This window comes from Pseudomonas sp. GW823-FHT04A03, from assembly GCF_058796615.1.
Map to the genome: position 1 here is coordinate 249,014 of NZ_JBXAIV010000005.1, position 12,250 is coordinate 261,263.

Here is a 12,250-nt window from a genome sequence, read left to right on the forward strand (position 1 = left end):
GGCATTGCCTCGGGCCGCGATTCCTTGAGATCAGCGCAACGCGTAATCCAGCACGATCCCGACGAAAATCGCCAACCCGGCCCAGTGGTTGTGCAGGAACGCCTTGAAGCAGCGCATCCGGTCCCGGTCGCGGGTGTACCAGAATTCCCAGGCGTAGCACCCGGCCGCTACCAGCAGGCCGAGGTGGAACCAGATCCCCAACTCGAATTTCGACCCGGCCAGCACCAGACAGCCCAGCGACAGCGCCTGCAAGGTCAGGATGATCACCCGGTCCGCCTCGCCGAACAGGATCGCCGTGGATTTCACGCCGATCTTCAGGTCATCGTCGCGGTCGGTCATTGCGTAATAAGTGTCGTAGCCCACCGTCCACAGCAGATTGGCGATCCACAGCAGCCAGGCGGTTGCCGGCAGCTCACCGGTTTCGGCGGTGAACGCCATCGGCATCCCCCAGGAAAACGCCGCGCCCAGCACCACTTGCGGGTAATAGGTGTAGCGCTTCATGAATGGATAAGTGAAGGCCAGCGCCAGACCGCCCAGCGACAGCCAGATCGTTGCGGCGTTGGTGCACAGCACCAGCAGGAAACTCACGCCCATCAGCAGGGCGAAGAACACCAGCGCCTCTTTCGAGCTGATCTTGCCGGCAGCAATGGGCCGCTGCGCGGTGCGTTTGACGTGGCCGTCGACCTTGCGGTCGGCCCAGTCGTTGATCACGCAGCCGCCGGCACGGGTCAGCACGACGCCGAGGACGAAAATCACGATGTTGGCCAGGGATGGCGAGCCTTTGCCGGCAATCCACAGCGCCCAGAGCGTCGGCCACAGCAGCAGGTAAATGCCGATCGGCTTGTCCATCCGCGTCAGCTGGATGAAGTCCCAGGCGCGCGGGTTCAAGCGATTCAGGGATTTGAGCAGGCTTTGGTACATCAGCAGTTCTCCGGACGGGCGCGGACGGCTTCCCACAGCTTAGGCAGGAAAATCTCCGCCACCAGTACGCTCAAGGCACCACGGTCGAAACGCGAACGCCGTCCCCACAGGCCGGCAGCCCGGGAACCTTCGGGCAGCCAGTGTTCCGGGTAGTGGCAGACTTCGATGGCGCGACGCTGGAAGGCGTGATCGCAGAACAGCAGTTCGCCCAGCGAGCGGCTGCCCAGCTCATCCATGTGCAAGCCGTCGCCCTGCAAGGCACTGCGCGACGCCACGCTGCGGGCGAACACCCAGGCCTCGCCATGCCCGCGCAGATACACCTCGCGCACCCAGCCTTCGCTGCCTTCGGCCAGATCCAGGGCGGCGCATTCGTCGTCGCGCAGGGTCTGCCAGCCTTCGAACAGCGGGGTCACGCTGAAGCCGTCATCGGACAGACGAGTCAGTCGGCGGGTCAGTGAGCCTTCGTCGAACAGCCAGTCGAGCGTGGATGTGTCGGGGAGGGGGGTCAGTTCGCTTTGCGGGCGCCACAGCGGAGCGTTTGTGTGTTGCACAATGAGTCATTATTGGCAGCAAATGAGGCGGCGAGCTTACCATGCCGCACCGCGTGTTTGATTGATCCGGGTCGCCGCTGCGCCGAACAGGCTTGCATCTGCCCGGCCCGATCAGTACAAAACGCCCTGAGCCGGACGGCAGCGCTGCACCATCGACCGTCCGCGCCGGCTAAAGCCTGAACCCTGAGGAAGTACCTGAATGAAAAAGTGGCAATGTGTGGTCTGCGGCCTGATCTACAACGAAGCCGACGGCTGGCCGGATGACGGCATTGCGCCGGGCACCCTGTGGCAGGACGTGCCGGAAGACTGGCTGTGTCCGGACTGCGGCGTCGGCAAAATGGACTTCGAAATGATCGAAATCAACTGAGAAAACACTGAGGAGTAGGGCATGAGCGCACCTGTCGTAATCGTTGGCACCGGGCTTGCGGGTTACAACCTGGCCCGCGAGTTTCGCAAACTCGATGGCGAAACCCCGTTGCTGCTGATTACCGCCGATGACGGTCGCTCCTACTCCAAGCCGATGCTGTCCACCGGCTTCGGCAAGAACAAGGACGCGGACGGCCTGAGCATGGCCGAACCGGGCGCCATGGCCGAGCAATTGAAGGCCGAAATACGCACGCACACCCGTATCAGCGGCATCGATCCGGGCCACAAGCGTTTGTGGATCGGTGAGGAAGCGGTGAGCTATCGCGACCTGATCCTCGCCTGGGGCGCCGAAACCGTGCGTGTGCCGATCGAAGGCGATGGCGGGGATCTGGTGTTCCCGATCAACGATCTCGAAGACTACGCGCGCTTTCGTGCCGCAGCCGCCGGCAAGCGCCGGGTGTTGCTGCTCGGCGCCGGGCTGATCGGCTGCGAGTTCGCCAATGACCTGATTCTCGGTGGCTACGAAGTGCAACTGGTTGCACCGTGCGAACAGGTGATGCCAACCCTGCTGCATCCCGCGGCGGCGGCAGCGGTGCAGGCCGGGCTGGAAAGCCTCGGCGCGCGTTTCCACCTCGGCCCGGTGCTGACCCGCCTGCAAAAAGTCGCTGACGGGCTGGAAGCGCACCTGTCCGACGGTCAGGTTGTCCCGTGCGATGTGGTGGTCTCGGCCATCGGCCTGCGCCCGCGGATCGATCTGGCAGCGGCAGCCGGCATCCAGACCAATCGCGGCGTGGTGGTCGATCGTCATCTGCAAACCTCTCACGCCAACATTTACGCTCTGGGCGACTGCGCCGAGGTCGACGGGCTGAATCTTCTGTACGTCATGCCCCTCATGAGTTGTGCGCGAGCGCTGGCACAGACTCTGGCCGGCAACCCGACCGTGGTGAACTACGGGCCGATGCCGATCACCGTGAAAACCCCGGTCTGCCCGTTGGTGGTTTCCCCGCCGCCACGGGGCCGCGAGGGTGTCTGGACGGTCGAAGGGCAGGGCGCCGACATCAAGGTGCTGTGCCACGACGCCGAAGGACAATTGCTCGGTTACGCCCTGACCGGCGCGGCGGTGATGGAAAAACTCGCGCTGAACAAACAGCTTCCGGCCTTGCTGGCGTAAATACCGGTCGTTCTGTCGGAATCACCCCGCTTTTGCCCCCACAAAGGTCTCGGGGAGACTGGCGCAGCCCTTAACCGCGTGCCATCCTCACTCCCGTCTGCCGCAGAGTAGAGCCTGCGGCGCCTTGGGCGCTGTTCCAACGAGAACAGCACGGACATAACAACAAAAAACCGTCAAAGGGGCTTCACTAATGCGTAAACCAGAACTCGCCGCTGCAATCGCTGAAAAAGCGGATCTGACCAAAGAGCAGGCCAACCGCGTTCTCAACGCCGTTCTCGAAGAAATCACCGGCGCCCTGCACCGCAAGGACAGCGTCACGCTGGTGGGCTTCGGCACCTTCCTGCAACGCCACCGCGGTGCCCGCACCGGCAAAAACCCGCAAACCGGTGAACCGGTGAAGATCAAGGCCAGCAACACCGTTGCGTTCAAGCCAGGCAAATCGTTGAAAGACAGCGTCAATCCATAATCGCGGCGCACTCCCTGAACAGCGGGGAGAGCTGTAGTGAAAAAATGGGCACTCCGATTGCGGTCGGGTGCCCATTTTTTGTGCCCGATGATTTCGTCCGGATCAGGCCGAAAAGAAGTACCGGGTCAGGTGAAAGAAGATCGGCGCTGCGAAACAGATCGAATCCATCCGGTCGAGCATCCCGCCGTGGCCCTTGATCATCGTGCCCCAGTCCTTGGCGCTCAGGCTGCGCTTGATCGCCGACATGACCAGGCCGCCGAGGAAGCCCATCACCACGATGACCAGCGACATCAGCAGCGATTGCCAGAAGCTGAACGGTGTCATCCAGAACATGCAGCCACCGATCAGCGTGGCGGACAGGCCGCCGCCGACCAGCCCTTCCACGGTTTTTGACGGGCTCACCAGCGGCGCAACCTTGCGTTTGCCGAAGAGCTTGCCGAACACGTACTGCAGCACGTCGCTCATCTGCACCACGAACACCAGGTAGAACAGCAGCAGGGCGTTCTGGCCCTGAAACCCCTGCAGGTCGAGCAACAACAGCGCCGGCGCATGACTGATGCAGTAAATGCAGATCATCACGCCCCACTGAATCTTCGCCGTGCGCTCCAGAAAGCCCTCGGTGTCCTGGCTCAACACGGCAATCGCCGGCAGCAGCAGAAACGCGTACACCGGCACCAGCAGCGTGAACATCGAATACCAATGGGTGCCGATCAGCAGGTATTGCAGCGGGATCAGAATGAAAAACGCCGAGAACAGCGCGTTGTGGTCACCGCGCGCGGTGGGCGTCAGGGTGATGAACTCGCGCAGCGCAAACAGCGAAATGAAACCGAACAGCACCACCGTCGCGTTGGGGCCGAGCAGCCAGGACACGAAGAAAATAATCACCATCCCCCACCACGCGTTCACGCGCTGGTTGAGGTTTTCGATGGTCGCGATCGAGCTTTCGCTTTTGGCGCGTCTGGCGAGTACGCCGCCAACCAGCGAAGCCACCGCCAGCAGTGCAGCGATGGCCGCGAAGAACCACAGGAACTTGGTTTCCAGACTCATTTCGACAACCTCACGATGGCGTCACGCGCCCGTTCCAGAAACGCCTGTTTTTCCTCGCCGGCAATTCTTTGCAGCGGATCGCCGATGCGGATCGTGCAGATGATCGGCAGCGGCACATGTTTGCCTTTTGGCATCGAGCGATGCAGGTTTTCCAGGTAGATCGGCACCAGATCGACCTCGGGAAAGGTCTCGGCCAGACGGAAGATTCCAGACTTGAATTCCCCCGGCAGCGCCTGCGTGGAGCGCGTGCCTTCAGGGAAAATGATGATCGAATGACCGGCCCGCACCACATCGAAGATGGGCTCCAGTACATTGGTGCCCGGCGCCGGATTACGCTCGATCAGCACCGCGTTCAGGCCTTTCTGCGAGATGTACGACAGGAAGCGGTTCTTGCCCCAGTAGTCGGCGGCCGCCACCGGTTTCACGTTCAACCGCGCTTCCGGCGGCAGTGCGGCGATGATCGCCAGGGTGTCCATGTGGCTGGTGTGGTTGGCGTAGTAGATACGCTGGCGCGTGAGGTCCGGCGGGCTTTCCCAGCGGGCGGTCACACCGATCAGGAAACGCAGCACCGAAATCAGCGCATTACTGATCCACATGGGCATTCCCCTTCAGTTGTCTGGCGATGGCCAGGGTGCGCGTCACGCAGGTGGCGACGGAGCCAAGGGCGACGATCACCAGCGCAATCAGCAAAGCGTAGTGGGTCGCGTAGTAAATGGTTTCGAACACGTTCAACAGCAACGCCACGGTCATCACCGCCATCCGGTGCTGCTTGGCCATCGGCCCCATGAAGTTCTGCGTGAGCCCGAGTGAACCGCCGAACACCCGGACATACGCTGTCAGCGCAGCGGCCAGTGCGGCAAACCAGCCGAGGTCGGACTGGCCGATGGCAAAACCCAGCCCGACGATCAGCAGGCTGTCGGCGACCCGGTCTGGAAACTCGTTGTACAGACTGCCAACGGCTGATTGCTTGCCGCCTTCAATTGCCACCATCCCGTCGAACAGATTGCACAGCAGCCGCAACTGAATGCCGACGATGCAGCAGAGCGAACCGGCCACGCCGTTGTCGATGTTCAGCGTCACCGCGCCGAACAGCGCGAAGAGCATGCTGATGACGGAGATCTGGTTGGGGGAGATGTCCCGCTTGACCAACTCATCCGTGAAGCGTCTCGCCCAGCCCGCCGAGCGGGTCTTGATGGGTCGTCTGTTTTCATCCATTTGCCAATGTCCGTATCAGTGGTAAGCCGTCAATTGATGACTGAGGCTGGCAATATAAAGGCACGTTCGCAGCATGAAATATATTGATGTAAGAACAGTCCGTGACATTTGTCAGAACAATCCACATCGAAAGTGTGTGCTTAAGCAGGGCGATGGCTTGATGAATTGACGGCGACTTGCGTGAAGTCCTGCAATTGTGCGGGCAAAGAAGTCTTGTGAAGTATGCAAAGTGTCGGATGACATCAGATTGATGGCACTTTTATTGTTACCTGTTGTCCTCCGGGATTTGTTTAAAGATGCACGTCTGTTTTCGGAAGATTCCTACTTTATTTTCTTTCCAGTGTTGTCATGCTTTCGTCGGTATTTTGGAACGCGCGTTCAGGGAGGCGTCGGCGGGTTTCAGGCAACCGCTCTGGGACGCCGGTTACGCCGCGGTTTCAAAGGGTTTGGCGATATAAGCGGATATCAGGGAAACCCCTGACACATATAGGGCGATCTCCTACAGCGCCCAATGAACAGTTCGTCTTGTTGTTTAATCAGATGCTTGCTAGTGGCCATCATAGTGATTACGATGCGCCCACTTGAAAGAGCACACACTCAATTGGATGAGTCTTCTCACTGCTCTTCGATACTGTCCCCGCGCCGCTGCAACTCCAATAGGCGCACGACCGTAATCCAAACAAAGGCCATGGATGTCCTACTCAAGCAAACTTTCCGCCCATTACCTCGAACTCGCTAAAGTCTCTGTTTCCAAAGAGAATTTTGCGGGCGAAGACGTTCGCTTTTCGAGCGAATTCGAGGCGCTGGAAAGCGAGCTGGCCAAAGCCTCGTCGATGCACGAAAGCGGGCAGATCGACTGGCTGAAAATTCGCGAAAACAGCGAAAACCTCCTGCGTACCCAATCCAAGGATTTGCGGGTCGGCGCCTGGCTGACGTGGTCGCTGTACCAGCGTGAATCCTTCCCCGGCCTGCTCGCCGGCCTCGGTTTGCTGCACCACTTGTCGGAAAACAACTGGGCCGAGGTTCACCCGCTCAAACCCCGCACCCGGGCCGCCGCCATTGGCTGGCTGGTGCCGCGCCTTGAGCAGGTGATTACCGAGAACATCGCGATCAAGGAACAGCTGCCGATGTTCCGGCAACTGTCCGAGCACCTGTCAGGTCTCGACGCCGCCTGCACCGAGCATCTGGGCGATGACGCGCCGCTGTTGCTGCCGCTTTCCCGCCGCCTGAAAACCATGATCCAGCGCGCCGCCGACAACCAGCCGGCACCCGGCGTGGTGGGCGCGGCGGTGGCGCAGGTCAAGCAGGCCGCCAGCCAGTTGCTGGCCCCCGGGGCGCCGATCGACAACGAAAAAGAAGCCCACAAGGCGCTGCGAGCCCAGCAGGAAAGCGCCCGCCCGTTGTGCGCCTGGTGGCTCAAGCAGAAAGCCACCGACCTGCGCGCCCTGCGCCTCAACCGCACCTTGCTGTGGATGACGATCGACGCGGTCCCCGAGCGTAACGCCGAGCAGATCACCGTGCTGCGCGGGTTGCCGGTCGACAAGCTCAAGCAGTATCAGGACCGTTTCGATCAGGGCAAATACGCCGACCTGCTGGTGGAACTGGAGGCGAGCCTGGCGAAGGCGCCGTTCTGGTTCGATGGCCAGCGAATGGTCTGGGAATGTCTCCAGAACCTCAACGCCGAGCTGGCCATGCGCGAAGTGGAAATCCACTTCGCGCTTTTGATTCAGCGCCTGCCCGGCATCATCGAGCTGCGTTTCCATGACGGCGCGCCGTTCGCCGATCCGTCCACCCGGGCGTGGATCGCCGGCAACGTCATGCCGCACCTGCAAAGCGCGAGTGCGCCGCGCAAGGTCGAGACCGAGAACGTCGAAACCCAGCCAGCCTGGGAAAAGGCCCTCGAAGAAGTTCAGCCGATCCTGCGCAAGGAAGGCCTCAAACCGGCGGTGCAGATCCTCAAGCAGGGCCTGCAATCGGCGCACGGCGGGCGCGAGCGCTTCTTCTGGCAGTTCGCCCTCGCGCGGCTGTGCTTCCTGGCCAAGAAATACGAACTCGCCAAGAACCAGCTCGAAACCCTCGATCAGACATTACAGGACTCAGGCCTGCACGCCTGGGAGCCCGATCTTGCATTGGAAGTGCTGCACCTGCTGCACAGTTGCTGCGAGTTGTTACCGCAGAACCATGCCGTACGTGAACGCAAGGAAGAGATTTATCGCAGGCTGTGCCACCTCGATCTCGAAGTGGTACTCGAATAGGCCCCAGGGCCACAACCGCAAGGAGAAAAGCCATGGCCAAAGAAGGCTCGGTAGCCCCCAAGGAACGCATCAACGTCACCTTCAAACCCGCCACCGGCGGTGCTCAGGAAGAGATTGAACTGCCGCTGAAGCTGCTGGCAATCGGTGACTACACCCACCGCAAGGACGATCGCAAGATCGAGGATCGCAAGCCGATCAGCATCGACAAGATGACCTTCGACGAAGTGCTGGCCAAGCAAGAGCTGGGTCTGACGCTGAGCGTGCCGAACCGTCTGCAGGAAGATGGCGAGGCCGACGAGCTGGCTGTGCAACTGCGCGTCAACTCCATGAAGGACTTCAACCCGGCCAGCCTGGTCGAGCAAGTGCCTGAGCTGAAAAAACTGATGGAACTGCGCGACGCGCTGGTGGCCCTCAAAGGCCCGCTGGGTAACGCACCTGCGTTCCGTAAAGCCATCGAAGGCGTGCTCGCCGACGACGAATCCCGCGGTCGCGTACTCGGTGAGCTGGGCCTGAACGCCGCAGCCCCGGACGCTTGAGACTCCAGCAGCCAAGGAAGCCAACACAATGAGCACTAGCGCAGCACAACAGAACGCCGCAGAAAACGGCGAGTACAGCATCCTCGACAGCATCATCGCCGAAACCCGCCTGACGCCGGACGACGAAGCCTACGACATCGCCAAGCGCGGTGTGTCGGCGTTCATCGAAGAGCTGCTCAAGCCGCAGAACAACGGTGAGCCGGTCAAGAAAGCCATGGTTGACCGCATGATCGCCGAGATCGATGCCAAGCTCAGCCGTCAGATGGACGAAATCCTGCACCACCCGGACTTCCAGGCGCTGGAATCGTCGTGGCGTGGCCTGCAACTGCTGGTCGACCGCACCAACTTCCGCGAAAACATCAAGATCGAAATCCTCAACGTCTCCAAGGACGACCTGCTGGACGACTTCGAAGATTCGCCGGAAGTGATGCAGTCGGGCCTGTACAAGCACATCTACACCGCTGAATACGGCCAGTTCGGTGGTCAGCCGGTTGGCGCGATCATTGCCAACTACTACCTGTCCCCAAGCTCGCCGGACGTGAAACTGATGCAGTACGTTTCCAGCGTAGCCTGCATGTCCCACGCACCGTTCATCGCCGCTGCCGGCCCGAAATTCTTCGGCCTGGAAAGCTTCACCGGTCTGCCGGACCTGAAGGATCTGAAAGATCACTTCGAAGGCCCGCAATTCACCAAATGGCAGAGCTTCCGTACCTCGGAAGACTCCCGCTACGTTGGCCTGACCGTTCCGCGTTTCCTGCTGCGTAACCCGTACGACCCGGAAGAGAACCCGGTCAAATCGTTCGTGTACAAGGAAAACGTTGCCAACAGCCACGAGCACTACCTGTGGGGCAACACCGCTTACGCGTTCGGCACCAAGCTGACCGACAGCTTCGCCAAATTCCGCTGGTGCCCGAACATCATCGGCCCACAGAGCGGCGGCGCCGTTGAAGACCTGCCTCTGCACCACTTCGAAAGCATGGGCGAAATCGAAACCAAGATTCCTACCGAGGTTCTGGTTTCCGACCGTCGTGAATACGAACTGGCCGAGGAAGGCTTCATCTCCCTGACCATGCGTAAAGGCTCCGACAACGCGGCGTTCTTCTCCGCAAGCTCGGTGCAGAAGCCGAAGTTCTTCGGCATCAGCGCAGAAGGCAAGGCTGCAGAGCTGAACTACAAGCTCGGCACCCAACTGCCGTACATGATGATCGTCAACCGCCTGGCTCACTACCTGAAAGTGCTGCAGCGCGAGCAACTCGGTTCGTGGAAAGAGCGTACCGACCTCGAGCTGGAACTGAACAAGTGGATCCGCCAGTACGTGGCCGACCAGGAAAACCCGAGCGCCGAAGTACGTGGCCGTCGTCCGCTGCGCGCTGCGCAAGTGATCGTCAGCGACGTTGAAGGCGAGCCGGGCTGGTACCGCGTCAGCCTGAACGTGCGTCCGCACTTCAAGTACATGGGTGCCGATTTCACCCTGTCGCTGGTTGGCAAGCTGGACAAAGAGTAAGAGCGACTCATGGACGGATACGGCAGCCTTTTCGAACGCCTCAACGGCGACGCGGAACTACGCAAGGGCAGGAGCCTCGAGGCTTCGGCCATGGCGTCGGTGGCTGCCCATCTGGCCAAAATGCTCAGCACCCGGGCCGGCAGCGTGCAAACGCTGTCCGACTACGGGTTGCCCGATCTCAATGACATGCGCCTGAGCCTGCACGACTCCCTGAGTCAGGCCCGCCTGGCCATCGAAAGCTTCATCGAAGCCTACGAGCCGCGCCTGAGCAACGTGCGTGTCATTTCCCTGCCGCGTGACCACGATCAGCTTCGCCTGGCCTTCAGCATCGAAGGCCTGCTGGAAGTCGAGGGTTTCAAGCGTCAGGTCAGTTTCGCCGCGCGCCTGGATGGCAGCGGTCAAGTGAAGGTCAACTAAGGAGAACCCCGATGTCTGGCAAACCAGCAGCACGCGTATCCGACCCCACCGCTTGCCCGCTCCCCGGCCACGGCACCAACCCGATCGCCGCCGGTTCCGGCGACGTGTTCTTCGACGGCCTCCCGGCGGCCCGCCAGGGCGATGCCTCGGCGTGTGGCAGTGCATTGGTCGGCGACCTTGCGACCACCGTTCTGATCAACGGCAAACCGGCCGCAACCGTAGGGTCGGTCGGAGCCCATGGCAACAAGGTCACTGCCGGGTCCGGGACGGTAATCATCGGCAATTCGCATTCGCCTGCACCGTTTTCGGGGCTTGTCGCCCTTGCGGTCGCCGCTGCTCTGGATTACCGACTGGGTCTCAAGTCGGGTGGCAACTCGGTTCTGACGCCGCTGGAGATACCGGACTTCGATGAGCTGAAATCCGGACCATCGAAAAACCGTGAGCTGGTCGACTTCGTCGTCGAGAACCGCATGGATGCGGCAGACAGTGTGAAGCTGGAAGTGCTGGACGGCGAAAAGCCGGTCTACACCGAAGCCAATACCACCCCGTTCCTGCCCCCTGGCAAGCATCTGTGGCAATGGGATGGGTACGATACTGCCGGCATCCTCGACACCAAAACCCTGAAAAGCCCGAACCTCAAACTTCGTCTGACCGCGACCGGAGCGGGCAAGCAGCAAGTCACCGAAGTTAAGCTCGCGTGTTCGGCTGAAGAGGTGAAGTGGGTCGACGTGCGTATTGATCGCAATGCCAAGACCGTGGAAGTGACGCTGCGCCCGAGCTTCTCGGAGGGTGGCAGCAGTGGTTCTACGCCTGGCCTGGTGCCTACGCCGTTCAGCACTTTGCTGGATTGGGCGAAGGAAGGCATCGAATTGTATTGGTCACGCAATGGTACGCGCGGTGGTGGCATTGCCGAAGGAATCACGACCAGCAAAGGGGTCTACAAAGTCACGGTCAAGGCCGAGGTCAATGTCGAGCCCAAGGCCGGGAACTTCCCGTTGATTGACTCGTTGTCCAAGGATTTTGGTCGTTCGACCAGTCTGGCAATTGCCCGGAAGGTTTACCACAACGCTGGCTATGCCTTTGACCAACTCGTCAAGCGTCAAGGCCTTGCGGCTGCGGATGCTGCCAACTATGCGCAGGAAGAGTTCAAAGAGACCTCAGCCCATGAATTCGGGCATCTGATTCTCAACGAATACGGTGGTGGGCTGATCCCGAACTACTCGTGGACACACAAAGAAACCTCAACGTTGATGCAAAACCCCAAGGCAAACCACCCGACACCGAGCACGGGTGAGGTGGATGTCATGCATTACTTCAGCAGCTACACCCAGACGTCCACCAACCTGCAGAAGCGCATGGCTGCTTCTGAACAGGACGTGAAAAGCCTGCTTTGGCTGGCCAGGGTTGAATTCGATGACTAGGTTCGCCGGTTTCATCCTGCTGTTTGTTTCCTTGTACGGCTGCGCGGCGCAGCAGGTCTACAACAACCATGTGTACATGGAGAACCGTTGTGGCCAGCCACTCGAGATGAAGGTTTCCAATAGCTCAAACATGCACTCACTGGATCGCAACCTGACAGTTGCAGCAGGCGCTCGTGCGCTCGTGGCGAGTTTTGCCTCGTACGGTGAAGACGTGATCGAACAGATCCCGAGCAACTATCAGCTGACCATCGACGACGCTGCGGGCAGTAAATCCATTGACGCCACTCAGTTGAAACAGCGCCTGGCAGTTGTCGAGAAAGTTACTGAAGGAACCCAGCGCGAGTGGACGATCCGTGAGGCTTCGATCTGCCCATGAAGCT

General features: G+C 60.4%; 13 protein-coding genes and 1 pseudogene. 9 read left to right on the forward strand and 5 right to left on the reverse strand.

What is annotated here, in order from left to right:
* Positions 1-30: 30 nt before the first annotated feature.
* Entirely contained in the window at positions 31-921 is an 891-nt protein-coding gene (ubiA, locus tag AC1Q9F_RS16010; protein WP_492620247.1) for a 4-hydroxybenzoate octaprenyltransferase, read from the reverse strand.
* Entirely contained in the window at positions 921-1,472 is a 552-nt protein-coding gene (locus tag AC1Q9F_RS16015; RefSeq protein WP_492620246.1) for a chorismate--pyruvate lyase family protein, read from the reverse strand. The genes ubiA and AC1Q9F_RS16015 overlap by 1 nt, the downstream gene beginning before the upstream one ends.
* A 199-nt stretch (positions 1,473-1,671) precedes the next feature.
* Between AC1Q9F_RS16015 and AC1Q9F_RS16020 the strand changes: the two genes are divergently transcribed.
* From AC1Q9F_RS16020 to AC1Q9F_RS16030, 3 genes are all read left to right on the forward strand, one after another.
* Positions 1,672-1,839 carry a rubredoxin gene (locus AC1Q9F_RS16020; protein ID WP_007954349.1) on the forward strand — a complete coding sequence of 56 codons (168 nt, stop codon included), beginning with the start codon at positions 1,672-1,674 and terminating at the stop codon, positions 1,837-1,839.
* A gap of 21 nt (positions 1,840-1,860) precedes the next feature.
* Entirely contained in the window at positions 1,861-3,009 is a 1,149-nt protein-coding gene (locus AC1Q9F_RS16025) for an NAD(P)/FAD-dependent oxidoreductase (protein WP_011336605.1), read from the forward strand.
* A gap of 190 nt (positions 3,010-3,199) precedes the next feature.
* Positions 3,200-3,475 carry an HU family DNA-binding protein gene (locus AC1Q9F_RS16030; RefSeq protein WP_003213368.1) on the forward strand — a complete coding sequence of 92 codons (276 nt, stop codon included), beginning with the start codon at positions 3,200-3,202 and terminating at the stop codon, positions 3,473-3,475.
* A 102-nt stretch (positions 3,476-3,577) separates the two neighbouring features.
* Here AC1Q9F_RS16030 and AC1Q9F_RS16035 read toward each other — a convergent pair whose 3' ends face one another.
* Genes AC1Q9F_RS16035 through AC1Q9F_RS16045 form a run of 3 tightly spaced genes read right to left on the reverse strand, consistent with a single transcriptional unit; the run spans position 3,578 to position 5,737 of the window.
* The gene (locus AC1Q9F_RS16035) at positions 3,578-4,522 is read right to left on the reverse strand and encodes a phosphatidate cytidylyltransferase (RefSeq protein ID WP_492620245.1); all 945 of its coding nucleotides are present in this window, start codon (positions 4,520-4,522) and stop codon (positions 3,578-3,580) included.
* Entirely contained in the window at positions 4,519-5,118 is a 600-nt protein-coding gene (locus tag AC1Q9F_RS16040) for a lysophospholipid acyltransferase family protein (RefSeq protein WP_207984349.1), read from the reverse strand. Before AC1Q9F_RS16040 ends, AC1Q9F_RS16035 begins: the two co-directional genes overlap by 4 nt.
* Positions 5,105-5,737 (reverse strand): CDP-alcohol phosphatidyltransferase family protein, encoded by a 633-nt coding sequence (locus tag AC1Q9F_RS16045; protein ID WP_492620244.1) that lies wholly within the window; start codon positions 5,735-5,737, stop codon positions 5,105-5,107. The genes AC1Q9F_RS16040 and AC1Q9F_RS16045 overlap by 14 nt, the downstream gene beginning before the upstream one ends.
* 692 nt (positions 5,738-6,429) lie before the next feature.
* On the opposite strand from AC1Q9F_RS16045, the gene tssA reads away from it, so the two are divergent.
* From tssA to AC1Q9F_RS16075, 6 genes and pseudogenes are all read left to right on the forward strand, one after another.
* The gene (tssA, locus tag AC1Q9F_RS16050; protein WP_007954369.1) at positions 6,430-7,992 is read left to right on the forward strand and encodes a type VI secretion system protein TssA; all 1,563 of its coding nucleotides are present in this window, start codon (positions 6,430-6,432) and stop codon (positions 7,990-7,992) included.
* A gap of 32 nt (positions 7,993-8,024) precedes the next feature.
* Positions 8,025-8,528: a type VI secretion system contractile sheath small subunit gene (tssB, locus tag AC1Q9F_RS16055; RefSeq protein WP_003229587.1), complete on the forward strand. Its 504-nt coding sequence runs from the start codon at positions 8,025-8,027 to the stop codon at positions 8,526-8,528.
* Positions 8,529-8,556: 28 nt separating this feature from the next.
* The gene (gene tssC, locus AC1Q9F_RS16060) at positions 8,557-10,032 is read left to right on the forward strand and encodes a type VI secretion system contractile sheath large subunit (RefSeq protein ID WP_007954371.1); all 1,476 of its coding nucleotides are present in this window, start codon (positions 8,557-8,559) and stop codon (positions 10,030-10,032) included.
* Positions 10,033-10,041: 9 nt separating this feature from the next.
* The gene (gene tssE, locus AC1Q9F_RS16065) at positions 10,042-10,449 is read left to right on the forward strand and encodes a type VI secretion system baseplate subunit TssE (protein ID WP_007954373.1); all 408 of its coding nucleotides are present in this window, start codon (positions 10,042-10,044) and stop codon (positions 10,447-10,449) included.
* An 11-nt stretch (positions 10,450-10,460) separates the two neighbouring features.
* Positions 10,461-10,754 (forward strand): annotated as a pseudogene (locus AC1Q9F_RS16070) (PAAR domain-containing protein); the annotation flags it as partial.
* A gap of 1,108 nt (positions 10,755-11,862) precedes the next feature.
* A complete protein-coding gene (locus AC1Q9F_RS16075) occupies positions 11,863-12,246 on the forward strand; it encodes a hypothetical protein (protein ID WP_221615819.1) in 384 nt (127 codons plus the stop codon).
* Positions 12,247-12,250 lie beyond the last annotated feature (4 nt).

Bases quoted from the DNA above. Each gene is read 5' to 3' on its own strand.
- ubiA (WP_492620247.1), bottom strand. From the start codon at position 921: ATGTACCAAAGCCTGCTCAAATCCCTGAATCGCTTGAACCCGCGCGCC.
- AC1Q9F_RS16025 (WP_011336605.1), top strand. From the start codon at position 1,861: ATGAGCGCACCTGTCGTAATCGTTGGCACCGGGCTTGCGGGTTACAAC.
- tssB (WP_003229587.1), top strand. From the start codon at position 8,025: ATGGCCAAAGAAGGCTCGGTAGCCCCCAAGGAACGCATCAACGTCACC.
- AC1Q9F_RS16040 (WP_207984349.1), bottom strand. From the start codon at position 5,118: ATGTGGATCAGTAATGCGCTGATTTCGGTGCTGCGTTTCCTGATCGGT.
- AC1Q9F_RS16045 (WP_492620244.1), bottom strand. From the start codon at position 5,737: ATGGATGAAAACAGACGACCCATCAAGACCCGCTCGGCGGGCTGGGCG.
- tssC (WP_007954371.1), top strand. From the start codon at position 8,557: ATGAGCACTAGCGCAGCACAACAGAACGCCGCAGAAAACGGCGAGTAC.
- tssA (WP_007954369.1), top strand. From the start codon at position 6,430: ATGTCCTACTCAAGCAAACTTTCCGCCCATTACCTCGAACTCGCTAAA.
- AC1Q9F_RS16075 (WP_221615819.1), top strand. From the start codon at position 11,863: ATGACTAGGTTCGCCGGTTTCATCCTGCTGTTTGTTTCCTTGTACGGC.
- AC1Q9F_RS16030 (WP_003213368.1), top strand. From the start codon at position 3,200: ATGCGTAAACCAGAACTCGCCGCTGCAATCGCTGAAAAAGCGGATCTG.
- AC1Q9F_RS16035 (WP_492620245.1), bottom strand. From the start codon at position 4,522: ATGAGTCTGGAAACCAAGTTCCTGTGGTTCTTCGCGGCCATCGCTGCA.
- tssE (WP_007954373.1), top strand. From the start codon at position 10,042: ATGGACGGATACGGCAGCCTTTTCGAACGCCTCAACGGCGACGCGGAA.
- AC1Q9F_RS16020 (WP_007954349.1), top strand. From the start codon at position 1,672: ATGAAAAAGTGGCAATGTGTGGTCTGCGGCCTGATCTACAACGAAGCC.